The organism is Streptomyces sp. NPDC017225 (genome assembly GCF_044331465.1).
Taxonomy (GTDB): domain Bacteria; phylum Actinomycetota; class Actinomycetes; order Streptomycetales; family Streptomycetaceae; genus Streptomyces.
The window spans coordinates 191,957-215,303 of record NZ_JBIRNE010000007.1 but is presented as its reverse complement, the minus strand read 5'-3'; the positions used below and the strand labels follow the sequence as shown (position 1 = coordinate 215,303).

Genomic DNA, 23,347 nt, shown 5'->3' with positions numbered 1-23,347 from the left:
ACCAGCTACTACGCTCCGATCGAGGACTTCTTGAAGATGAGCACGCACACAGTGGACAGCGCGGACCGCTTCGAATGGACCGAACTCGACCGGCGTGCCGTCGACACCGCCCGGGTTCTGGCGGCCGACGCCGTGCAGAAGGTCGGCAACGGCCACCCCGGCACGGCGATGGCCCTCGCCCCGGCGGCGTACACGATCTTTCAGAAGGTGATGCGACACGACCCCGCGGACCCGGAGTGGACCGGCCGCGACCGCTTCGTCCTCTCCCCCGGTCACACCTCGCTGACCCTCTACACCCAGCTGTACCTCGCCGGGTACGAGCTGGAGCTGGACGACCTGAAGGCCTTCCGCACGCACGGTTCGAAGACGCCCGGCCACCCCGAGTACGGGCACACCGCCGGCGTGGAGACCACCACCGGCCCGCTCGGCCAGGGCGTCGCCAACGCGGTCGGCATGGCGATGGCGGCCCGCTACGAGCGCGGCCTGTTCGATCCTGAGGCGCCGGCGGGCGAGTCCCCCTTCGACCACACCGTCTGGGCGATCGTCTCCGACGGCGACCTCCAGGAGGGCGTCTCCGCCGAGGCCTCGTCGATGGCCGGCCACCAGAGGCTCGGCAACCTCGTCCTCCTCTACGACGACAACCACATCTCCATCGAGGGCGACACCGCGACCGCGTTCTCCGAGGACGTGCTGAAGCGCTACGAGGCCTACGGCTGGCACGTGCGGCGCGTCGAGCCCGCCGAGAGCGGCGACGTCGACGTGCACGCGCTGTACGCGGCCCTGACGGCGGCGAAGGCCGAGACCGGGCGCCCCTCCATCATCGCCATGCGCACGATCATCGCCTGGCCCGCCCCCGACGCGCAAAACACCGAGGCCTCCCACGGCTCCGCCCTCGGCGAGGACGAGGTCGCCGCCACCAAGCGCGTCCTCGGCTTCGATCCGGAGCGGTCCTTCGAGGTCGGCGACGAGGTCCTGGCCCACACCCGCACGGCACTGGACCGGGGCGCCGAGGCGCACGCCGCCTGGGACAAGCGGATCGCCACGTGGCGCGACGCCCAGCCGGAACGCGCCGGCCTGTACGACCGCGTGGTCGCCGGCCGGCTGCCCGAGGGGTGGGAGGACACCCTGCCGGTGTTCGAGACCGGCAAGGCCGTCGCCACCCGCGCCGCCTCCGGCAAGGTGCTCCAGGCACTCGGTCCGGTACTGCCCGAGCTGTGGGGCGGCTCGGCCGACCTGGCCGGCTCCAACAACACCACCATCGACAAGACCAGCTCCTTCCTCCCCGAGGGCAACCCGCTGCCCCAGGCCGACCCGTACGGCCGCACCATCCACTTCGGCATCCGCGAGTTCTCGATGGCCGCGGAGATGAACGGCATCGCCCTGCACGGCAACACCCGCGTCTACGGCGGCACCTTCCTGGTGTTCTCCGACTACATGCGCAACGCCGTCCGTATGTCGGCCCTGATGCAGCTGCCGGTGACGTACGTGTGGACCCACGACTCCGTCGGCCTCGGTGAGGACGGCCCGACCCACCAGCCCGTCGAGCACCTCGCCGCGCTGCGCGCCATCCCCGGGCTGAACGTCGTCCGCCCGGCCGACGCCAACGAGACCGCCACCGCCTGGGCCGAGATCCTCAGGCGCCACTCCACCCACCCGGCCCCGCACGGCCTCGCCCTCACCCGTCAGGGCGTACCGACGTACGCGCCGAACCCGGACGCGGCGCGCGGCGGCTATGTCCTCGCCGAGGCCTCCACCGGGGCGCCGGAGGTCGTCCTGATCGCCACCGGCTCCGAGGTGCGGCTCGCCGTGGCCGCGCGGGAGGCGCTGGAAGCGGAGGGCACACCCACCCGGGTGGTGTCGATGCCGTCGGTGGAGTGGTTCGACGAGCAGCCGCGCGAGTACCGCGAGAGCGTGCTGCCGCCGTCCGTGCGGGCCCGGGTGGCCGTGGAGGCCGGTATCGGCCTGACCTGGCACCGGTTCACCGGGGACGCGGGCCGCATCGTCTCCCTGGAGCACTTCGGCGCCTCCGCCGACGCCGAGACCCTGTTCGCCGAGTTCGGCTTCACCGCCGAGCACGTCGCCGCCGCCGCCAGGGAGTCCCTGGCAGCCGTCCGCGGCTGATCCGACCGGATCGGCCCCGACGGAACCGACCGCAGAAAGAGAAGATGATCACTGTGACCGAAGCAGTCGCACCCGCGGCAGCACTCCGACGCCTGTCCGACGAGGGCGTCTCCATCTGGCTGGACGACCTGTCGCGGCGGCGGATCGAGTCCGGCGACCTCGCCGAGCTGATCCGGACGAAGAACATCGTCGGCGTCACCACCAACCCCTCGATCTTCCAGGCCGCCATCGGCTCGGGCGAGGGATACGAGGAGCAGCTCGCCGACCTCGCCACCCGGGGCGTCACCGTCGACGAGGCGGTCCGCATGATGACCACCGCCGACGTCCGCGCCGCCGCCGACGTGCTGCGTCCGGTGCACGAGGCCACCGGCGGCCGGGACGGGCGGGTCTCCATCGAGGTCGACCCGCGGCTCGCCCACGACACCCGGGCCACGATCGCCGAGGCCCGTCAGCTGGCCTGGCTGGTCGACCGCCCCAACGTGATGATCAAGATCCCGGCGACGAAGGCCGGTCTCCCGGCGATCACCGAGGTCGTCGGCGCGGGCATCAGCGTCAACGTCACGCTGATCTTCTCCCTGGAGCGCTACCGCGAGGTCATGGACGCCTATCTCGCCGGCCTGGAGAAGGCGCGGGCGGCCGGGCTCGGCCTGGCGGACATCCACTCCGTCGCCTCCTTCTTCGTCTCCCGCGTCGACAGTGAGATCGACAAGCGCCTGACGCTGCTGGGCACCGACGAGGCCCTCGCCCTGAAGGGGAAGGCCGCGCTGGCCAACGCGCGACTGGCCTACGAGGCGTACGAGAACGTCTTCGCCGGTGACCGCTTCACCGCCCTCGCCGGGGCGCGCGCCAACCCCCAGCGCCCCCTGTGGGCGTCCACCGGGGTGAAGGACCCGGCATTCCGGGACACCCTGTACGTGGAGGAGCTGGTCGCTCCCGGCACCGTGAACACGATGCCGGAGGCCACCCTGCGCGCCGCCGCCGACCACGGCGACGTGCGGGGCGACACGGTCACCGGTGGTTACGCCCAGGCCCGGGCCGACCTCGCGGCCGTGGAGCGGCTCGGCATCTCGTACGACGAGGTGGTGCAGCAGCTGGAGCAGGAGGGCGTGGCCAAGTTCGAGGTGGCCTGGCAGGACCTGCTCGACGCCGTGACGAAGTCCCTCGACAGCAAGGGAGTTGACGGGGAATGAGCGAGGACCTTCCCGCTACGACGGTCCACGAGACCAAGGCGACGAAGGAGGCCAAGGAGGCACGGACGGCACAGGAGGCCGCGGGGCCGTCGCACGCCCAGGAGGCCGATGAGTCCGGGGCCGCCGAGGCCTCGAAACCGGCCAGGACGCCCAGGTCCGCCCGGACCGCGAAGAAGTCCGCGACGGCCGGCGCCGCCAAGGGCGCGAAGGCGGCCGCGGTGGACGCGAAGGCCGTGGCACCCGTCGCGCCGCTCGACTGGAGCAACCCCCTGCGCGATCCCCAGGACCGCCGCCTCCCCCGCATCGCGGGCCCGTCCGGACTGGTCATCTTCGGCGTCACCGGAGACCTGTCCCGCCGCAAGCTGATGCCGGCCGTCTACGACCTGGCCAACCGCGGTCTGCTGCCGCCGGGCTTCTCCCTGGTCGGCTTCGCCCGCCGGGACTGGGAGAACCAGGACTTCGCACAGGTCGTGCACGACGCGGTCAAGGAGCACGCGCGCACACCGTTCCGCGAGGAGGTCTGGCAGCAGCTCGCCGAGGGCATGCGCTTCATCCCCGGCGACTTCGACGACGACAACGCGTTCGACGAGCTGCGCAAGGCAGTCGAGGAGCTGGACACCTCCCGCGGCACCAGCGGCAACTACGCCTTCTACCTCTCGGTGCCGCCGAAGTTCTTCCCGAAGGTCGTCCAGCAGCTCAAGAAGCACGGGCTGACCGACGCCCCGGACGGCTCCTGGCGCCGGGCGGTGATCGAGAAGCCGTTCGGGCACGACCTCGGCAGCGCCCGCGACCTGAACGCGCTGGTGCACGAGGTCTTCGACCCGGAGCAGGTCTTCCGCATCGACCACTACCTGGGCAAGGAGACCGTCCAGAACATCCTGGCGCTGCGCTTCGCCAACCAGATGTACGAGCCGATCTGGAACCGGTCCTACGTCGACCACGTCCAGATCACCATGGCCGAGGACATCGGCATCGGCGGCCGGGCCGGCTACTACGACGGCATCGGCGCCGCCCGCGACGTCATCCAGAACCACCTGCTCCAGCTGATGGCCCTCACCGCCATGGAGGAACCCGCCTCCTTCGACGCGGCGTCGCTGCTCACCGAGAAGCTGAAGGTGCTGCGGGCGGTGCGGCTGCCGGACGAACTCGGCGAGCACACCGTACGCGCCCAGTACGCGGGCGGCTGGCAGGGCGGCGCGCAGGTCCCCGGCTACCTGGAGGAGGAGGGCATCGACCCGGCCTCCACGACGGACACCTACGCGGCGGTCAAGCTGGGGATCGACAACCGCCGCTGGGCGGGCGTCCCCTTCTACCTGCGCACCGGCAAGCGCCTGGGCCGCCGGGTGACGGAGATCGCGGTCGTCTTCCAGCGGGCCCCGCACTCCCCCTTCGACTCCACCGCGACGGAGGAGCTGGGCGAGAACGCGATCGTCATCCGCGTCCAGCCCGACGAGGGCATGACGGTGCGGTTCGGCTCCAAGGTGCCGGGCACGTCGATGGAGATCCGGGACGTGTCCATGGACTTCGCGTACGGCGAGTCCTTCACGGAGTCCAGCCCGGAGGCGTACGAACGGCTGATCCTGGACGTGCTGCTGGGCGACGCCAACCTCTTCCCCCGCCACCAGGAGGTGGAGGAGTCCTGGCGGATCCTCGACCCGATCGAGGAGTACTGGGCCACGCACGAGCGGCCCGCGCGGTACGCCTCGGGCAGCTGGGGACCGCGGGAAGCCGACGAGATGCTCGCACGAGACGGACGGAGCTGGCGCAGGCCATGAGGATCGACCTGACCGACACCACGGCAAGCAAGATCAACAAGGCGCTGGTGCAGGGCCGCCGGGCCATCGGCACACCGGCCGTGGGCATGGTGCTCACGCTGGTGATCGTCACGGACGAGGAGAACGCCTACGACGCGCTCAAGGCCGGTGAGGAGGCCTCGCACGAGCACCCCTCGCGCACCCTGGTCGTCATCAAGCGGCACCCCCGCAACCTGCGCGACCGCACCCGCTCGCACCTCGACGCCGACGTCCGGGTCGGCTCCGAGGCGGGCACCGGCGAGACGGTCGTGCTGCGCATGTACGGCGAGGTGTCCGAGCACGCCGACTCGGTCGTGCTGCCCCTGCTGCTGCCGGACGCCCCGGTCGTCGTGTGGTGGCCGGTGGACGCGCCCGACAACCCCGCCAAGGACCCGCTGGGCGCGCTGGCCAAGCGCCGCATCACCGACCTGTACGCGGCCGAGCGGCCGATGGAAGTCCTGGAGCGCCGGGTCCGCTCCTACGCGCCCGGCGACACCGACCTCGCCTGGACCCGGCTGACGCTGTGGCGGTCCATGCTGGCCGCCGCCCTGGACCAGGCCCGGGTACCGGTGACCTCGGCGACCGTGGAGGCCGAGCCCGACAACCCGGCCGCGGAGCTGCTGGCCCGCTGGCTGGAGGCCCGGCTGCACGTGCGGGTCGACCGGGTGATCACCGACGGACCGGTCGTCACGGCCGTCCGCCTGGGCACCGCGAACGGCGAGATCGTCATCGACCGGCCCGAGGGCCCGCTCGCCACGATGACCCTGCCCGACCAGCCCCCGCGCTCCCTCGCCCTGAAGGTGCGCCCCACCTCCGAACTCATCGCCGAGGAGCTCAGGCGCCTCGACGCGGACGAGATGTACGCCGTCGCCCTGCGCGGCGAGGCCGGCAAGGAGACCCCTGTCCATGTCTGACCCCAAGTCCGACTCCACGTCCGACTCCCCCAAGCTCACCCGGCGGCCGGAGTGGGCCGCGCTGGCGGACCACCGCGCGGAGGCGCTGCAACGGCCGGACCTGCGCGAGCTGTTCGCCACCGACCCCGGTCGGGCGGAGCGCCATGTCGTACGCGTCGGCGACCTGCGCATCGACTACTCCAAGCACCTGCTCACCGACGAGACGCTGGCCCTGCTGCGGGAACTGGCCGCCGCCACCGGCGTGTTCGAGCTGCGCGACGCCATGTTCCGCGGCGAGCGGATCAACATCACCGAGGACCGGGCGGTGCTGCACACCGCGCTGCGCGCCCCGCGCGACGCGGTCATCGAGGTCGACGGCGAGAACGTCGTGCCCAAGGTGCACGCCGTGCTGGACCGGATGACCGACTTCGCGGACCGGGTCCGTTCCGGCGCGTGGACCGGGTACACCGGCAAGCGCATCCGCAACATCGTCAACATCGGCATCGGCGGCTCCGACCTCGGCCCGGCGATGGCGTACGACGCCCTGCGCCCCTTCACCGACCGCTCGCTCACCTTCCGGTACGTGTCCAACGTGGACGGCGCCGACCTGCACGAGGCGGTCCGGGACCTGGACCCGGCGGAGACGCTGTTCATCGTGGCGTCCAAGACGTTCACCACGATCGAGACGATCACGAACGCGACCTCGGCGCGCTCATGGCTGCTGGCGGGGCTGGACGGCGCCGGAAAGGGCGACGAGAAGGCGGTCGCCCGGCACTTCGTGGCCCTGTCGACGAATGCGGAGAAGGTCGCCGGCTTCGGCATCGACACGGCCAACATGTTCGAGTTCTGGGACTGGGTCGGCGGTCGCTACTCGTACGACTCGGCCATCGGCCTCTCCCTGATGATCGCCATCGGCCCGGACCGCTTCCGGGAGATGCTCGACGGCTTCCGCATCGTCGACGAGCACTTCCACAACGCCGAGGCCCCGGTCAACGCGCCGCTGATCCTGGGCCTGCTGGGCGTCTGGTACGGCAACTTCTTCGACGCGCAGTCGCACGCGGTCCTGCCGTACAGCCACTACCTGTCGAAGTTCACCGCCTACCTCCAGCAGCTCGACATGGAGTCCAACGGCAAGTCGGTCGACCGTGACGGGCGCCCCGTGGAGTGGGAGACCGGTCCGGTGGTCTGGGGCACGCCTGGCACCAACGGACAGCACGCGTACTACCAGTTGATCCACCAGGGCACCAAGCTCATCCCGGCCGACCTGATCGGCTTCGCCCGGCCCGTCGCCGAGCTGAGCGACGAGCTGAAGGCGCAGCACGACCTGCTGATGGCCAACCTGTTCGCCCAGGGACAGGCACTGGCCTTCGGCAAGAGCGCCGAGGAGGTCCGGGCGGAGGGCGTGCCCGAGGAGCAGGTGCCGCACCGCACCTTCCAGGGCAACCACCCCACCACCACCGTCCTGGCCACCGAGCTGACCCCGTCCGTCCTCGGCCAGCTGATCGCGCTGTACGAGCACAAGGTGTTCGTCCAGGGCGCGATCTGGAACATCGACTCGTTCGACCAGTGGGGCGTCGAGCTCGGCAAGGTGCTGGCCAAGCGCGTCGAGCCGGCTCTCACCGAAGGCGCCGATGTGCCCGGTCTCGATCCGTCCACGGCCGCGCTGGTGGCCGCCTACCGTGAACTGAAGGAAGTGCACTGACATGCAGATCGGTCTCGTTGGTCTCGGCAAGATGGGCGGCAACATGCGCGAGCGCCTGCGCAACGCCGGCCACACCGTCGTCGGATACGACACCAATCCGGAGAAGGCCGACGTCAACAGCCTGGTCGACCTCGTCGACCAGCTGGAGCGGCCGCGCGCGGTGTGGGTGATGGTCCCGGCCGGCGCCGCGACCCAGCACGTCATCGACCAGCTGGGGACGCTGCTCAAGCCCGGCGACACCGTCATCGACGGCGGCAACTCCCGCTGGACGGACGACGAGAAGCACGCCGAGGAGCTGGGCAGGCGCGGCATCAACTTCGTCGACGCGGGCGTCTCGGGCGGTGTGTGGGGCCTGAAGAACGGCTACGCCCTGATGGTCGGCGGCGAGAAGGAGACCGTCGACGACCTCCAGCCGGTCTTCGACGCGCTCAAGCCCGAGGGCCCCTACGGCTACGTCCACGCCGGAAAGGTCGGCGCCGGGCACTTCTCCAAGATGGTCCACAACGGCATCGAGTACGCCATGATGCAGGCGTACGCGGAGGGCTGGGAACTGCTGGAGAAGGTCGACTCCGTGGACAACGTCCGCGAGGTCTTCCGCTCCTGGCAGGAGGGCACGGTCATCCGTTCCTGGCTCCTCGACCTGGCCGTCAACGCCCTCGACGAGGACCACCACCTGGAGCAGCTGCGCGGCTACGCGGAGGACTCCGGCGAGGGCCGCTGGACCGTCGAGGCGGCCATCGACAACGCGGTACCGCTGCCCGCGATCACGGCCTCCCTCTTCGCGCGGTTCGCGTCCCGGCAGGACGACTCACCGCAGATGAAGATGATCGCCGCGCTGCGCAACCAGTTCGGCGGGCACGCCGTGGAGTCGGCCAAGAAGCAGTAGCGACGTGGCGGTGACACGTTGACGTGACCGGCCGGTTCGGGTCAGAGTCCCCGCGATGGAGATCAACGACCTGACACCGGCCGAGGCACGCGTATGGCGGGCGTTCGCCACGGGCACCGCCGTGGACTTCCGCGCCGCGGACGACGAGGATCCGGCCGACGGCGGCACCTGGGGACCCGAACGGACCGTGCGCGCGGTCGTGTTGCGGACGCTGCTCCTGGACGGCCCCCGGCAGGGCGGCGAGGTGGCCGCGCTGAACCTGGCGGGAGCGCGCGTCACCGGACCGCTGGAACTCCAGTACGCGACGGTCGACCACCCCGTGCGGCTGCGGCACTGCCACTTCGACGACGTACCGAGGCTGTACGCGGCGCGGCTGCGCGACGTGAACCTGAGCGAGTCGGTGCTGCCCGGGCTGATCGCGCACGCGCTCCGGGTGGAGGGCGTGCTGCGGCTGACCCGCGCCCGGTTCGGCGGGATGGTGCGGCTCGGCGGTGCGGAGATCACCAGCAGCCTGTACCTGGAGAGCACGGAGATCCACGCGCCGGACACCGAGGGGCCGGTGCTCCAGCTGAACCAGGCGGTCCTGGGCGCCGACCTGTGGGCGCCGGGGCTCCGGGCGCGGGGCACGGTGCGGCTCGACGGCGCCCGGGTGGCCGGGACGGTCAACCTCACCGACGCGGTACTCGACCGCCCGGACGGCACCGCCCTGCAGGCCGAGACGCTCGCGGCCGAGGCCGACGTGCTCCTGCGCCACGCGCGGGTGCGGGGCCGGCTGGAGTTCCGCGGCGCGCGCATACCCGGCAGGCTGGACCTGTCCGAGGCACGCCTGGCCAACCCGGCGGGGACCGCGCTGCGCGCGAGCAGCTGCGTGATCGGTGAACTGTGGCTGCGCCAGTGCCCGAGAGTGGAGGGCACCCTCAACCTGCGCCGCTCCCAGGTGGACGTGCTGTTCGTGGAACCGGAGGCGGTACCGCGCCGGGTCCAGCTGAACGACCTCACCTACACGTCCCTCATCCCGCACGAGCCCGCCGAGAGGCGGCTGCCGATGCTGGAGATGGGCGACAGCTACCTCCCCTTCGTCTACGAGCAGTTGACCGCCGCCTACCGCAGGATCGGTGACGACGACGCGGCCCGTCTGGTCCAGCTCGCCAAACAGCGGCGGCACCGGCGCACCCTGCCCTGGTACGGCCGGCTGTGGGGGCATCTCCAGGACGTCACGGTCGGGTACGGCTTCCGGCCGCTGCGCGCGGGCGGCTGGCTGCTGTCGCTGCTCGCGGTCGGCTCGGTCGCGTACGGGCTGGACCACCCGCCGCCGCTCAAGCCCGCCGAGTCCCCCGACTTCAACCCGGTCTTCTACACGCTGGACCTGCTGCTGCCGGTGATCTCCTTCGGCCAGGAGAGCGCCTTCGCCCCCGAGGGCGGCCACCAGACGCTGTCCTACGTCCTGATCATCACGGGCTGGATCCTGGCCACCACGGTGATCACCGGTCTGACCCGCACCGTCAGCCGCCAGTGAATCCCCGCACCGTGTGCTGCGCGGCCAGCCGGACGGGCGCGTTGGCCGCGCCGTAGCCGCGGTAGCCGCCGTCGCGCTGGACGAGTTCGAAGAAGACCCGGCCGACGGTGTGCGTGTAGCAGTGCCGGAAGGTGCCGTGCGCGTCGCGGTCGTAGAGGATGCCCAGCTCCCGGTAGGTCTCCAGCTCGCCGTCGGCGAACTCGAAACGGGCCGCGAGGTCGTCGTGGTAGTTGGCGGGAATCGGCAGCAGCGTACCGCCGGCCGCACGGAAGCGGCGGGCGGCGGCGACCACGTCGTCGGTGGCCAGGGCGATGTGCTGGGCGTGCGCGGTGTCGTCGGTGGGTGCCGCGCCGACGGTCAGGACGATACGGACCCCGCCGTCGTCCGTGGTGACGGCGCGGCTGCGCAGCAGACCGTAGGGGTCGGCGACGTCCACGCTCTCCTGCGGGCGCAGCCCGAGGACGCTGCGGTGGAAGAGCGCCGCCTCGTCGAACTGGTGCCAGGGCTGGGTCAGGGACAGGTGGTCGACGCGCCAGGACTCGCCTTCACGGGAGCCTTCGCCCGAGGGATGCGCGAGGTCCTCGAAGTCCGCCCGCCAGTCGGGCGGTCCGGGACGCCCGGTGGCGCAGAAGAACAGCTCCGTGCCGTCGGGCGCGGCGACCGCCTCCAGTGCCGCGTCCCCGGGCGCGCGGCGGCGCGGCAGCACCGGGGCCAGCAGGGCCTCGGCTCGGCGTGCCGCCCCGGCGGGGTCGGGCGACTCCAGGCCGACGGCGGCCAGCCGGGTGCCGTCGCGGCGTTCGGCCGCCCCGGTGTTGACCAGGACGCGGGCGTCGCCCCGCTGCCACAGATCGACGGGTTTGCCGCGGTGGCGTGCGGTCCGGGCGAAGCCCAGCGCGCCGAGCACGGCACAGACGGGCGCGGCGTCCGGCGTGACCAGTTCGGCGAAGGCGACCCCGGTGGGCGGGGCGGGTGCGGGCGGCGCGGCGAGCCCGACCGTCTCCTGGAGCAGCAGCAGGGAGCGCTGGGCGTCCACGGCAGTGGGGCCGGCCTCGGACTGCCGCAAGACGTCGTTGAAGACCTCCAGGGACAGTGGACCGTCGTACCCGGTGCTCAGGACCCGCCGCAGCAGCCCGGCGACGTCGAAGCCGCCCTGGCCGGGGAAGCAGCGGTAGTGGCGGCTCCACTGGAGGACGTCCATCGCGAGCAGCGGGGCGTCGGCGAGCTGGAGGAAGAAGATCTTGTCGCCGGGAATGGCCGCGATCCCTTCGAGGTCCTCGGGTTCGCCGCCGCGGGAGAGGATGTGGAAGCTGTCCAGGCAGGTGCCGAGCGCGGGGTGGCCGGCGCTCTCGACGACGCGCCAGGCGTGGTCGTACGTGCTGATGTGCCGGCCCCAGGCGAGCGCCTCGTAGGCGACGCGGACGCCGTGTTCCCGCGCCAGGCCGGCGAGCCGGCTCAGCTGCTCGGCGGCCAGCGCGTCGTCGTCCACGGCGTGCGGGGAGACACTGGAGCACACCAGGACGGTGTCCGCGCCGAGCCTGCGCGTCAGCTCGAACTTGTGCCGGGCGCGGCGCAGCGCGCGGCCGAACTCCTCCTCGGGCAGTGCCTCCACGTCCCGCATGGGCTGGTAGAGGTCGACGGTGAGTCCGAGGTCGGCGCAGCGGGCGCGGATCTCCTCGGGGGACAGCGGGCTGGCCAGCAGGTCGTTCTCGAAGATCTCGACGCCGTCGAAACCGGCCAGGGAGGCGGCCGTGAGCTTCTCGGTGAGGGATCCGCTGAGGGAGACGGTGGCGATGGACGTCCGCACGTGGCTGCCTCTTTCCTACTGCGGGGCCCCGAGGGCGCCCGCCAGGTCGGTGATGTCGGCGAGCATCCGCACGGTGTCGGGTTCCCGCCCGGTGAACAGCCGGAACGCGTCCACGGCCTGGAACACGGCCATGCCGCCGCCGTCGAGCGTGGCGCAGCCCAGTGCGCGGGCGGTACGCAGCAGCTCGGTCTCGAGGGGGCGGTAGACGACCTCGGCGACCCACAGCCCGGGGTGGAGCCGGTCGGCGGGCAGGGGCAGCCCGGGGTGGGCGGCCATGCCGGTGGGGGTGGCGTGCACGATGCCGTCGGCCGTGGTCAGCAGCCCGGGCAGCCGGTCCGGCGTGGCGTGGTCGGCGCGGCCGTCACCGAAGTGCCGGTTCAGCTGGGCGGCGAGTGCGGCGGCCCGTTCGGGCAGGGCGTCGACGAGGGTGATCCGCCCGGCGCCCAGGGTGAGTGTGGCGTGGGCGACGGCCGCGCCCGCGCCACCGGCACCGAGCTGCACGACCTGGTCCAGCGGCGCGTCGGGCAGCCCTCGGGCGAAGGAGGCGGCGAAGCCGGTGACGTCGGTGTTGTGTCCGGTGGCCCGGCCGTCCTCGTCGAGGACGACGGTGTTGACCGCGCCGAGCGCCTCGGCCTGCGGAGCGAGGGCGTCCAGGTGCTCGATGACGAGCTGCTTGCACGGGTGGGTGATGTTCAGCCCGTCGAAGCCCAGGTCCCGGGCCGCGCGCAGCAGGTCGCCCACCGCCTCGGGCCGGACACCGAGGGCGTCGATGTCGATCAGCCGGTACAGGTAGCGCAGCCCCTGCCGGGCGGCCTCCCTTTCGTGCAGTGCCGGGCTGAGCGACGGGCCGATGCCGGAGCCGATCAGCCCGACGAGATACGAGTCCTTGGCCACCGGGGACCTCCTGAGCGGCTCGGGCTGCTGCCCGAGCGACCAATGTACGAACCAGTACGTTAGTCATAGCAGGAGGTCGGGGTGGGTGGGAAGGCGGAGGCTTCTACAATCACCGGCACGCCCCCAGCCGGCGGGCCTCGCCCCGCACCCGCCCCGCAGTCGAAGGAACCCGATGACCAGCGTCGACGAACCGGCACGATCCGCCACGCGCACCCGCGACGCCGCCCGCACCCGGGCCGAGATCCTCGACGTGGCGACGCGGGAGTTCGCACGGGCCGGCTACGACGGGGCCCGCGTCGACGAGATCGCCGCCCGCACCCGCACCACGAAGCGGATGATCTACTACTACTTCGGCGGCAAGGAGCAGCTGTTCACGGCCGTGCTGGAGCGGGCGTACGGCGTGATCCGGGAGGCCGAGCAGCAGCTCGACGTCGAGCACCTGGACCCGGTGGCGGCCATCCGGCGCCTCGCCGAGGTGACCTTCGACCACCATGAGCGCCACCCCGACTTCATCCGCCTGGTCAGCATCGAGAACATCCACGACGCCGAGCACATCGCGTCGTCGGAGATGCTGGCCAGCATCGGTTCCCCGGCGCTCGACGTGATCCGCCGGATCCTGGAGGACGGGCAGCGGTCCGGCCTGTTCACGGCCGGCGTCGACGCCGTCGACCTGCACGCGATGATCAGCTCCTTCTGCTTCTTCCGGGTCGCCAACCGGCACACCTTCGGTGCCCTGTTCGGCCGCGACCTGGTCGCGCCGGACCAGCGCGAGCACTACCGGACCATGCTCGGCGACATGGTGATCGCCTATCTGACGGCGGAGCGCGCGGAGGGCTGAGCGCGGCGGGCCCGGCGGGCGCTCGGCGGAGCGCTCCGCCGACGGCCCGGTTGAGGCGGTCACTGGGGCGCCCGGCCGGCGGCCCGGTGAGGCGGTCACTGGGCCGCTCGGCGGAACGGGACCCCTTGACACACGGGAAACGTGCGCGCAACATCCCTTCCCAACCGCGACTAACTACCCAGTGGGTTAATTAGCCGATCGGCACTTCTCCCCTCCGCTCACTCCGCCTGCCGTGGAGTCCCCCGAAGGAGCAACGCCGTGTCCGTCCCCGCCCCCGCCTCCCCGGGCGCCGCCCCGCCCGGCCAGCCGAAGAAGGCCGCGACCGCCGCCTGGATCGGCAGCGCCCTCGAGTACTACGACTTCTTCATCTACGGCAGCGCCGCCGCGCTGATCTTCCCGGAAGTCTTCTTCGACGAGTCCGACCCGGCCACCGCGACCCTGCTGTCGCTGGCCACGTTCGGCGTCGCGTACGCCGCCCGCCCGGTCGGCGCCTTCTTCCTCGGTCACGTCGGCGACCGCATGGGCCGCAAGAAGATCATGGTGTTCACGCTGATCCTGATGGGCGTGTCGACGTTCCTCATCGGCTGTCTGCCCACGCGCGACCAGGTCGGCACCCTCGCCCCGGTCCTGCTGGTGCTGTGCCGCGTCCTGCAGGGCATATCGGCGGCCGGTGAGCAGGCCAGCGCCAACTCCATGACCCTGGAGCACGCGCCACCGCACAAACGCGGCTTCTTCACCAGCTTCACCCTCAGCGGCACCCAGGGCGGGCAACTGCTCGCCACCCTGGTCTTCCTCCCCATCGCCGCGCTCCCCGAGGACCAGCTGCTGTCCTGGGGCTGGCGCGTGCCGTTCTGGCTGAGCGTCGTGGTCGCCGTCGTCGGCTACGTCATCCGACGCAAGCTGGACGAGACGCCGGCCTTCACGCAGCAGACCGCCACGGAGGGCGTCGTGAAGATGCCGCTGGCCGTGCTGGCGCGCGACCACTGGGCGGACGTACTGCGGGTCGTCGCGGGCGCGCTGATCGCCTCGGTCAGCACCATCTTCACGGTCTGGGCGCTGGCGTACGCCACCAGTGACTCGGTCGGCATGTCCCGTACCGCCATGCTGTGGGTGGGCGCCCTCGCCAACGTCGTCGCGCTCGCCGCGATCCCCCTGTGGGCGATGCTGTCCGACCGCGTCGGCCGGCGCCCGGTGTTCCTGATCGGCGCGGTGGGCAGCGCGGTGACGATGTTCCTGTACCTGTGGGCGATCTCGACCGGCTCGTACGCGCTGACGTTCCTGACCGGCATCGTCGCCTTCGGTGTCGTCTACAGCGCCGCGAACGGCGTGTGGCCCGCCTTCTACGGCGAGATGTTCTCCACCCGGGTCCGCTTGTCCGGCGTGGCGATCGGCACGCAGATCGGCTTCGCCGTGGCCGGGTTCGCGGTGACCTTCGCCGCGCAGATCGCCGGTCCGGACGGCGACGACTGGATCGCGGTCGCCCTGTTCACGGCCGCGCTGTGCGTCCCGCCGGTGATCGCCGCGCTCTCGGCCCGGGAGACCCACAAGGTCCCGACGGAGGGACTCGGCGAGCGGGCCCGACAGGAGGCGGCGCGGTCCGAGACGGAGACGGTGACGGCCTGACGGCCTGACGGCCTCCCGCTCCCCCTTCTCTCCCCTCCCCTCCCGCTCATGCCGCCGCCCCGGATCAGGATCCGGTGGTGGTGGCGAAGGGGTGACCAGGTCTGAAGTCGCGTGCGCGGGGTAGGCCGGACGCACCTCGACGAACGACCAAGGAGGGCGATGGGGATGGCACCGCTGCGGCAGGAGGTCGACGCGGGTGCGGCCGGGCTGGACCCGCGGGCACTGGACCGGCTCGACCTGCACTTCGCCCGGCAGGTCGACGAGGGGCGGCTGCCCGGGTTCCTGGTGGCCGTCGCCCGTGGCGGGCGGGTCGCCCATCTGACCGTGCACGGCCGGCGGGACGTCGCGGCCGGGCTGCCCGTGGCGGCCGACACGCTGTGGCGGATCTACTCCATGACCAAGCCGGTGACGGCCGTGGCCGTGCTGACGCTGGTGGAGGAGGGACGGCTGTCGCTCGACGACCCGGTGGACCGGTACCTTCCGGCGTTCGCCGAGCCGCGGGTGTACGTGGAAGGGGCCGGGGACGAGGTGGTCACCCGGCCGGCCGCCGGACCGGTCCTCGTGCGGCACCTGATGACCCACACCGCCGGGCTGACCTTCGGCTTCTACCAGGCCCACCCCGTCGACGAGCTGTACCGCGCGGCCGGGCTGCGGTCGTCGGTGCGGGCGGGCGCGGGTCTGGCCGAGACGGTCGACCTGTACGCGAGCCTGCCGTTGCAGTTCGATCCGGGCACGCAGTGGAACTACTCGGTGGCCAGCAACGTGCTCGGACGACTGGTGGAGGTGGTGTCCGGGCAGCCGCTCGACGTGTTCTGCGCCGAGCGGATCCTCGGGCCGCTCGGCATGACGGACACCGGGTTCCACGTCACCGACGAGCAGGCCGGCCGGCTGGCCGAGCTGTACGGCGAGACGGACGGCGGAGGCATCGAGCCGGTCCCCGGGCTGCCGCTGCGGGGCGGCCGGCCGCGGTTCCTGTCGGGCAGCGGCGGTCTGGTCTCCTCGGCGTACGACGTGCACCGTTTCGCGGAACTGCTGCGACGCCGGGGCGAACTGGACGGCGTACGCCTGCTCGCACCCGCGACGGTGGACCTCATGACCCGCAACCACCTGCCCGGCGACGCCGACCTGCGCGCCCACGGCAGCCGACCCGCGCACGACGAGCCCGGCAACGACGGTGTCGGCTTCGGTCTCGGCGTCTCCGTGGTGACCGACCCCGCCCGTACCCAGGCGCCCTCCGGGCTCGGCACGTACGGCTGGAGCGGGGTGGCCACGACGACCTTCTGGGTCGACCCGGGCCGTGACCTGACGGTGCAGTTCATGACCCAGGTCCGGCCGAAGTCCTCGCACACGGTGTACCCGGACCTCAAGCGGCTCGTGCACGAGGCCGTCGCGGACTGACCGGTGCCGGCACCGCCGCGCGCGGTTCAGGACAGGTGCGCGACGGCGTCCAAGGCGTCCAGGTGCGGCAGGTGGTGGTCCAGGCGCTCCCGTTTGGTCCGCAGGTAGGTGATGTTGCTCTCGCACGGCGGTATCAGCAGCGGCACCTGCTCGACGACCTGGATGCCGTGGCGCACCAACGCCTTCCGTTTACGGGGGTTGTTGGACATCAGCCGCACGGACCGCACCCCGAGGTCCTCCAGGACGCGGGCCGCGGCACCGTAGTCCCGGGCGTCGACCGGCAGGCCCAGGGCGAGGTTGGCCTCCACCGTGTCCAGGCCCTCCGCCTGCAGCGCCATCGCGCGCAGCTTGGCGAGCAGTCCGATGCCGCGCCCCTCGTGGCCGCGCAGGTACACGACGACTCCACTGCCCGCGACGGCCACCGCACGCAGCGCGGAGGCGAGCTGGTCGCTGCACTCGCAGTGCCTTGAGCCGAAGGCGTCGCCCGTCAGGCACTCCGAGTGCAGCCGGGTGAGGACCCCTTCGGCGCCCGGGTCGCCGTGGACGAGCGCCACTTGCTCGTCACCGCGCTCGTGGTCGAAATAGCCGAACGCCCGGAATTCCCCGTACACGGTGGGCAGGGGCGTGACCACGACGCGTTCCACGTCCGTGCGCTGCGACCGCTGCGACACTTTCTTGTCGATCACACCAATTTTTTCTGTCATGATTCTCGCGTTCCTCAACAGATTGCTCAACAGGTTGCTCAGCAGATTGCTGGGCGGAGACGAAAGGCTGTGCGGGAATGGATTCTTCACTGGTGCCGGCGGACACGACTCAGGACGTGCGCAAGCGCGGCCTGGGAGTTCCGCGGCAGGTCGCCGTGCTGCCGGTCGGGAGTTACGAGCAGCACGGCCCGTATCTGCCGCTGGCGACGGACACGCTCGTCGCCTGCGCCGTCGCCCGGGAGATCGCCGCCGCGTTCCCGGTACACCCGCTCCCCCCGGTGACGATCGGCTGCTCGCACGAGCACGCGGACTGGCCGGGGACCGTCAGCATCTCCTCCGTGACCCTCCACGCGGTGGTACGGGACATAGCGGACTCGCTGCGCCGCTCGGGCGTCGACGCCCTGGTGGTGGTCAACGCGCACGGCGGAAACCACGTACTGGGCAACGTCGTCCAGGAGTCCTCCGCGCGCGGCGAGCGGATGGCGCTGTTCCCGGCCGCGGAGGACTGGGAGGCGGCGCGGGAGCGGGCGGGAGTGACCACGTCGCTGCTCACCGACATGCACGCGGGGGAAATCGAGACCTCCATTCTTCTGCACACTCATCCCGAATACGTCCGGCCCGGATACGAGGCCGCCGATTTCGTCGCGGACGACCGGCGTCATCTGCCCTCCCTCGGTATGTCCGGCTATACCGATTCCGGTGTCATCGGGCGTCCTTCACTGGGTTCGGCGGAAAAAGGGAGGAAACTTCTGGCGAGTCTCGCGGATTCCTTCGGCGCGTGTTTCTCGCTGCTGACGTCGGTGCCGGTCGTCGTGCCGGACGGTGAGCACGGGTAGTGCCCGTCGGGCGCGCGGTGCGGCTCGGAGCCGGCCCCCGGCCCCGCGTGCCGGCGGACGACGAGCACGACGACGCCGGGCAGGCTCGCCGCGAGGCTGAGCACCCCGTAGACCACGGCAACGCCCAGCCCGGTGTCCGCCCCCAGCCCGGCCGCGCCGAACGCCCAGGCGGTGACGCCCTCCCGGGGCCCCCAGCCGCCGACGTTCAACGGCAACCCCATCGCGAGCAGCGCCAGCACGGCCAGCGGCGTCAGTACGGCGACGGAGGCGCCGCTGCCGGCCACCCGGGCCGCGAGGACGAACATCGCGAGGTGCCCGGCCAGTACGACGACGGACGACACGGCGATCCCCGGCAGACCGCGCCGGGACAGCAGCCCTTCGCGAGCCTCGCCGAGCGCCGCCCGCAGGGCCCCGGCCGCCCGGCGCCTGCCTCGACGCGCGGGCGCCCGCGTCGTTCGTGAGGGCGCCCGGTTCACGCGCAGGGTGAGGACCACGGCGAGCGCGCCGAGTACGGCCGGCACCACGAAGGGTGCGACGTGCCTGGACTCGGCCAGTACGGGAGACGGCATCGTGAGCAGCACCGCGGCTGCGACGCCGATCAACGCGATCTGTCCGGCGGCGCGTTCGAGGACCACGGCGCGCACGCCGCGCCGCAAATCGCCGGCGCTCCGTCCGTGCCGTACGGCACGGTGCACGTCGCCGAGGACGCCGCCGGGGAGGGCGGCGTTGAGGAACAGGGCGCGGTAGTAGTCGGCGACGGCCGGTCCGAGCGGCAGCCGGATGCGCAGTGCCCGAGCCACCAGGGCCCAGCGCCAGGCGCTGAACACCGTGGTGACCAGCCCGATCCCGAGCGCCGCCAGCAGCGTGGGCACGTCGATCCGGCGCACGCCGTCCAGGAGGGCACCGGTCCCCGTCCGCCACAGGAGCACGGCGAGGACGGCGGCGCCGGCGAGACTGCCCAGCTGGGCACGCAGGGCGCGGCGGCGGGGCGGATCGCCGAGAGGACTACCGGAAGGGCTACCGGCAGGGACGCTGGGGGAATCGCCGCCGGTTGGCGTGGTGTCCCGGCGTACGGCCGCCGTCGGCAAGGCCCTCGCCGGTGCCGTCGGCGCGCTCACCGGGCCCCGCCCGTCGGCCGGCACAACGCCAGCAGGTCGGTGTGGTGGACGACGACACACAACTCGCCCGCCGCACAGGCCGCGAGGCGCTCGTCCAGGTACCGGCCGGCCCGTTCGCGCAGCTCCGGACGCTGTTCGACGGCCGCGCCGACCCAGCCCCGCAGCCACTGCTCGGTGAGCGCGGCCTCGCCGGGACCCAGCCGCCAGGGACTGGGGTGCGTCCGTACGGTGGCGCCGTGCCCGGCGAAGGCCTCGGCCGCCGTGGTGACCGCGTCCGGTCCGAGCATGCCGGTGCGCCGCTGGTGGTCGTTGAACGCCTCGGCGATCTCGGCGTCCAGGGGGTGGGCGGGGGTGAGGTCGACGCGCCCGGCGACGGAGAGGGTCAGCAGGGCGGGGCAGCCGGCCGTGGCGCAGGTGGCGGCGAGCGTCCCGACCTCCCCGGCGGTGAGGACGTCGAGCAGCGCGGACGCCGTCACCAGTGCGGCGCCGGTCAGCGCGTCCGGGGTGAGACGGGCCAGGTCGCCGCGCCGTGTCTCGACCGTGACGCGGCCGCCGTCGGCGGCCGACCGCGGGGCGGCGACGGCGGCGAAGTGCAGGAGGTACGGGTCGAGGTCGTGCAGTACCCAGTGCTGGGCGCCGTCGAGCAGCGGGGCGAGCCAGCGTCCCATCGAGCCGGTGCCGCAGCCCACGTCGTGCACGGTCAGCCCGTCCGCCCGCGTCGGCAGGTCGGCGAGGCGGTCCCGCAGCGGGTCGAGCAGGTCGTGCGCCCGCGCGGCGGCGTCGGCGCTCTCGCGGAGCCGCAGCCACTCGGGCGCGTAGCGCGGGGGTTCGCCGGGATATCCGGGAGCCTCGCGGAGGCGGAGGGGGGCACGCTCCGCGGAGGGCTGCCCGGGGCGGTCGGTGGGCTGTCCGGCGGGCGGGCCGTCCGACCGCTCGATGGGCAGGTCGTCGGCCGGGCCGGCGCCGGGGATCACGGCGCGCGCGGTCTCGGGGGCGTCCTGCGGGCCGGGCCGGGCCGGGATGGCTCCCGCGGTCGGTGCGGTCGTCTTCCTCATGCCGCCCTCCGGGGTTCGCTCGGCAGCCGGTGCAGTACTCCGGCCAGGCGCTGTGCCGTGGTCGCCCAGCCGTTCAGGGCGGTGCGACGGCCGCGTGCCGCGGCCTTCAGCCGGCGTCGTACGTCCGCTTCCCCGAACCAGCCGCGCAGTTCGGCGGCGAGCGCGGCGGGGTCCTCCGGCGGGACGAGGATGCCGGGCAGCCCGCCGTCGGGAGCGCGCCCGACCGCCTCCGGGAGGCCGCCGACATCGGTGGCCAGCACGGGGATGCCGCGCGCGAGGGCCTCGGTCACCGCCATGCCGTACGTCTCGGCGTACGAGGTGAGGACCATCAGGTCGGCGGTGGAGTAGGTGGCGTCCAGTTCCGCGCCGGCCCGCACTCCCGCGAGGACCAGCCGGTTCTCCAGACCGTGCCGCGCGATCAGCGCCCGCAGCCGGTCGACGTAGGCCGGGTCATGACCGAGCCCGCCGACGCACACGCAGCTCCACGGCAGGTCGGTGACGGTCGCAAGGGCCTCCACCAGCCGGTGCTGGCCCTTGCGGGGGGTGACGGCGGCGACGCACAGCAGCCGGGAGACGCCGTCGGTGCCGGGCGCGAGGGGCGCGATGTCGGCGCCGGGGGCGGCGACGTGGACGCGGGCCGGGTCGAGTCCGTGGTGGGAGACGAGGCGGCGGACCGCCCAGTCGCCGGTGGCGACGACGGCCGGTACGGCCCGCAGCACCGCGCGTTCACGGGCGTCCAGTTCGGCGGCCACGGCGGGGTCGAGGCCGGTCTCATCGCCGAGCGGAAGATGGACGAGGACGGCCATGCGCAGCCGTTCGGCCTCCGGGACGACGACCTCCGGCACCCCGCAGGCGACCAGCCCGTCGAGGAGGACGACGGCCCCGTCCGGCAACCGGCGCAGCACGCGGGCGAGTTCGGCCCGGGCGGCGCCGTCCGGCCGGGGCCAGTCACCGGCCACGGGCAGCCCCCGCACCCGCCAGCCGAAGCCGGGGAGGTCGAGCCGCACACGCCGGTCGTAGGCGTTGCCGCCGCTCGGCGCGGCCGGGTCGTCGACTCCGCCCGGCATGACGAAGTGCACGGAGCGCAGGGACATGGGGGCGATCCCCTCGTTCCTCGGGGGCGGCGCCTGAACCGACGTCCGTGCCGACACCTGTGCCGACACCTGTGCCGGCGTCGGCCCGGACGCCTGCCCGGACGCCTGCCCGGACGCCTGCCCGGACGTCTGCCCGGGCGTCTGTGCGGACGTCTGTGCGGGAATGTAGGTGAACCGGGCGCGTCCGGCGGCGGACGCACCGGTCGCCGCTTCGACGGACGTGTCGGTCACAGCGCACGCTCGTAACTCGCCCAGGCGACGTGCGACTCGTGCAGGGTGACGGTGAGACCGGCCAGGCCCTTGGCTCCTTCCCCGAGCGCGCCCTTGTGCACGCGCTCGGCGAGCCGGTCGGCGATGACCCTGGCCAGGAACTCGGTGGAGGTGTTGACGCCGGCGAAGTCGGGTTCGTTGTCGAGGTTGCGGTAGTTCAGGTCGCTGACGACGGCGCCCAGTTCCCGGGTGGCCAGTCCGATGTCGACGACGATGTTGTCCTCGTCCAGCTGCTCGCGCCGGAAGGTGGCGTCCACCAGGAACGTCGCTCCGTGCAGGCGCTGCGCGGGCCCGAAGACGTCGCCGCGGAAGCTGTGGGCGATCATGATGTGATCGCGGACGGTGATGCTGAACAACGGACGACCCTCCAGGTGTGGCACGTCTGGTCCCCCGCCGATCGCTGCGCGGGGTGCCGTCTATTACGGCTCGGTGCCTTCCCCTGTTCAGCGGACCGTACGTCTCCTCTCAAGGTCAGGCGCCGATGTGTCCGTGATCGGGCGAGGGGTCAGTCGCCGTGGGGTCCGGGACCGGGCGAAGGATCAGTCGCCGTGGTCCTGGCCGGCGTACCGGATGCGGTGGCACAGGGCGGGGATCGCGCCGGAGGCCAGCCCCGGCAGCACGTCCGGCAGTTCGGTGAAGGCGGACTCGCCCGTGACGAGCACGTCGAGCGCCGGGTCGGCGAGCAGGTCGAGGGCGAGGGCGAGCCGGTCGGCGTAGGTGCGGGTGGCACCGCGCGCCGGGGAGACGGTACCGACCTGGCTGCCGCGCAGGGTCAGGCGCCGGGAGTGGAAGGCCTCACCGAGCGGGAGGGCGGGGCGCCGGTCGCCGTACCAGCTCAGTTCGAGGACGGTGCCCTCGGGCCGCAGCAGCTCCAGTGACCGGGCGAGGCCCGCCTGTGTCGCACTGGCGTGGACGACGAGGTCGAGGTCACCGAGGGCGTCGGCGGGCAGGGCGAAGCCGACACCGAGTGCGTCGGCGACCTCGGCGCGGGCCGGGTCGGCGTCGACCAACTGGACGCGGACGCCCGGGAAACGGGCCAGCAGGGCGACCACCGAGCAGCCCACCATGCCGCCGCCGACCACGGCGATCCGGTCGCCGACCAGGGGCGCCGCGTCCCACAGGGCGTTGACGGCGGTCTCGACGGTGCCGGCGAGCACGGCCCGCTCGGCGGGGACCTCGGGCGGCACGGGGGTGACGGCGGCGGCCGGGACGACGTACCGGGTCTGGTGCGGGTAGAGACAGAAGACGGTGCGGCCGACGAGATCGCTCGGCCCCTGCTCCACCAGGCCCACGTTGAGGTAGCCGTACTTCACCGGCCCGGGGAAGTCGCCCTCCTGGAACGGCGCGCGCATGGCCGCGTACTGGTTCTCGGGCACCCGGCCACCGAAGACGAGCGTCTCCGTGCCCCGGCTGATCCCGCTGAAGAGCGTACGCACGAGCACCTCGTCCGCCCCGGGCCCGGACAGTTCCACATCGCGGATCGCGCCCTCGCCCGGCGACTCGATCCAGAACGCACGTGCCATGCCTGTCACCGGATGTCCTCCTGAACGATCGGGAAGCCGCCCACGTACCGAGGGATGCACAAGCCGCGCACACGGCAGCGGCGCTGACC

The 23,347-nt window shown here is 72.6% G+C and carries 18 protein-coding genes and 1 pseudogene; 11 read left to right on the top strand and 8 right to left on the bottom strand.

The window, feature by feature from the left end; translation table 11 throughout:
- Positions 1-36: 36 nt before the first annotated feature.
- Genes tkt through ACH4NX_RS18355 form a run of 7 tightly spaced genes read left to right on the top strand, consistent with a single transcriptional unit; the run spans position 37 to position 10,101 of the window.
- Positions 37-2,121 carry a transketolase gene (gene tkt / locus ACH4NX_RS18385; RefSeq protein ID WP_351395648.1) on the top strand — a complete coding sequence of 695 codons (2,085 nt, stop codon included), beginning with the start codon at positions 37-39 and terminating at the stop codon, positions 2,119-2,121.
- 44 nt (positions 2,122-2,165) lie between these two features.
- The gene (gene tal, locus ACH4NX_RS18380; protein WP_351395650.1) at positions 2,166-3,311 is read left to right on the top strand and encodes a transaldolase; all 1,146 of its coding nucleotides are present in this window, start codon (positions 2,166-2,168) and stop codon (positions 3,309-3,311) included.
- Positions 3,308-5,086, top strand: a complete 1,779-nt coding sequence (zwf, locus tag ACH4NX_RS18375) for a glucose-6-phosphate dehydrogenase (RefSeq protein ID WP_351395653.1) — start codon at positions 3,308-3,310, stop codon at positions 5,084-5,086. Before tal ends, zwf begins: the two co-directional genes overlap by 4 nt.
- Positions 5,083-6,018 carry a glucose-6-phosphate dehydrogenase assembly protein OpcA gene (opcA, locus tag ACH4NX_RS18370; protein ID WP_351395656.1) on the top strand — a complete coding sequence of 312 codons (936 nt, stop codon included), beginning with the start codon at positions 5,083-5,085 and terminating at the stop codon, positions 6,016-6,018. The genes zwf and opcA overlap by 4 nt, the downstream gene beginning before the upstream one ends.
- Entirely contained in the window at positions 6,011-7,699 is a 1,689-nt protein-coding gene (pgi, locus tag ACH4NX_RS18365; RefSeq protein WP_351395659.1) for a glucose-6-phosphate isomerase, read from the top strand. The genes opcA and pgi overlap by 8 nt, the downstream gene beginning before the upstream one ends.
- 1 nt (position 7,700) lies before the next feature.
- The gene (gnd, locus tag ACH4NX_RS18360) at positions 7,701-8,585 is read left to right on the top strand and encodes a phosphogluconate dehydrogenase (NAD(+)-dependent, decarboxylating) (RefSeq protein ID WP_351395662.1); all 885 of its coding nucleotides are present in this window, start codon (positions 7,701-7,703) and stop codon (positions 8,583-8,585) included.
- 55 nt (positions 8,586-8,640) lie between these two features.
- Positions 8,641-10,101: a membrane-associated oxidoreductase gene (locus tag ACH4NX_RS18355; RefSeq protein ID WP_398128046.1), complete on the top strand. Its 1,461-nt coding sequence runs from the start codon at positions 8,641-8,643 to the stop codon at positions 10,099-10,101.
- Here ACH4NX_RS18355 and ACH4NX_RS18350 read toward each other — a convergent pair.
- Together ACH4NX_RS18350 and ACH4NX_RS18345 are read right to left on the bottom strand one after the other, a co-directional pair.
- The gene (locus tag ACH4NX_RS18350; RefSeq protein WP_398128045.1) at positions 10,088-11,905 is read right to left on the bottom strand and encodes a bifunctional sugar phosphate isomerase/epimerase/4-hydroxyphenylpyruvate dioxygenase family protein; all 1,818 of its coding nucleotides are present in this window, start codon (positions 11,903-11,905) and stop codon (positions 10,088-10,090) included. The two genes, ACH4NX_RS18355 and ACH4NX_RS18350, sit on opposite strands and share 14 nt — an antisense overlap.
- A 15-nt stretch (positions 11,906-11,920) precedes the next feature.
- Positions 11,921-12,799 carry a shikimate dehydrogenase gene (locus tag ACH4NX_RS18345; RefSeq protein WP_351395668.1) on the bottom strand — a complete coding sequence of 293 codons (879 nt, stop codon included), beginning with the start codon at positions 12,797-12,799 and terminating at the stop codon, positions 11,921-11,923.
- Between the two features lie 172 nt (positions 12,800-12,971).
- Between ACH4NX_RS18345 and ACH4NX_RS18340 the strand changes: the two genes are divergently transcribed.
- From ACH4NX_RS18340 to ACH4NX_RS18330, 3 genes are all read left to right on the top strand, one after another.
- Positions 12,972-13,637 carry a TetR/AcrR family transcriptional regulator gene (locus ACH4NX_RS18340; RefSeq protein ID WP_351395671.1) on the top strand — a complete coding sequence of 222 codons (666 nt, stop codon included), beginning with the start codon at positions 12,972-12,974 and terminating at the stop codon, positions 13,635-13,637.
- Between the two features lie 258 nt (positions 13,638-13,895).
- Entirely contained in the window at positions 13,896-15,260 is a 1,365-nt protein-coding gene (locus ACH4NX_RS18335) for an MFS transporter (RefSeq protein WP_398128044.1), read from the top strand.
- A 165-nt stretch (positions 15,261-15,425) separates the two neighbouring features.
- Positions 15,426-16,658, top strand: coding sequence for a serine hydrolase domain-containing protein (locus tag ACH4NX_RS18330; protein ID WP_398128043.1), 1,233 nt, complete (start codon positions 15,426-15,428; stop codon positions 16,656-16,658).
- A 26-nt stretch (positions 16,659-16,684) separates the two neighbouring features.
- Here the strand turns inward: ACH4NX_RS18330 and ribA are convergent, their stop codons facing one another.
- The gene (gene ribA / locus ACH4NX_RS18325) at positions 16,685-17,362 is read right to left on the bottom strand and encodes a GTP cyclohydrolase II (protein ID WP_398128042.1); all 678 of its coding nucleotides are present in this window, start codon (positions 17,360-17,362) and stop codon (positions 16,685-16,687) included.
- A 77-nt stretch (positions 17,363-17,439) separates the two neighbouring features.
- On the opposite strand from ribA, the gene ACH4NX_RS18320 reads away from it, so the two are divergent.
- Entirely contained in the window at positions 17,440-18,198 is a 759-nt protein-coding gene (locus ACH4NX_RS18320) for a creatininase family protein (protein WP_398128041.1), read from the top strand.
- A gap of 140 nt (positions 18,199-18,338) precedes the next feature.
- On the opposite strand, the pseudogene ACH4NX_RS18315 reads toward ACH4NX_RS18320, so the two are convergent.
- The 5 genes and pseudogenes from ACH4NX_RS18315 to ACH4NX_RS18295 form a co-directional block, all read right to left on the bottom strand.
- A pseudogene (locus ACH4NX_RS18315) lies at positions 18,339-19,127 on the bottom strand (YbhN family protein); the annotation flags it as partial.
- 185 nt (positions 19,128-19,312) lie between these two features.
- Positions 19,313-20,371 carry a trans-aconitate methyltransferase gene (locus ACH4NX_RS18310; RefSeq protein ID WP_351395683.1) on the bottom strand — a complete coding sequence of 353 codons (1,059 nt, stop codon included), beginning with the start codon at positions 20,369-20,371 and terminating at the stop codon, positions 19,313-19,315.
- Positions 20,368-21,696, bottom strand: coding sequence for a glycosyltransferase family 4 protein (locus ACH4NX_RS18305; protein ID WP_398128040.1), 1,329 nt, complete (start codon positions 21,694-21,696; stop codon positions 20,368-20,370). Before ACH4NX_RS18305 ends, ACH4NX_RS18310 begins: the two co-directional genes overlap by 4 nt.
- A complete protein-coding gene (locus tag ACH4NX_RS18300; RefSeq protein WP_351395686.1) occupies positions 21,693-22,091 on the bottom strand; it encodes a 6-carboxytetrahydropterin synthase in 399 nt (132 codons plus the stop codon). The genes ACH4NX_RS18305 and ACH4NX_RS18300 overlap by 4 nt, the downstream gene beginning before the upstream one ends.
- Positions 22,092-22,274: 183 nt before the next feature.
- Positions 22,275-23,267, bottom strand: a complete 993-nt coding sequence (locus ACH4NX_RS18295) for a zinc-binding alcohol dehydrogenase (RefSeq protein WP_398128039.1) — start codon at positions 23,265-23,267, stop codon at positions 22,275-22,277.
- Positions 23,268-23,347: the final 80 nt, after the last annotated feature.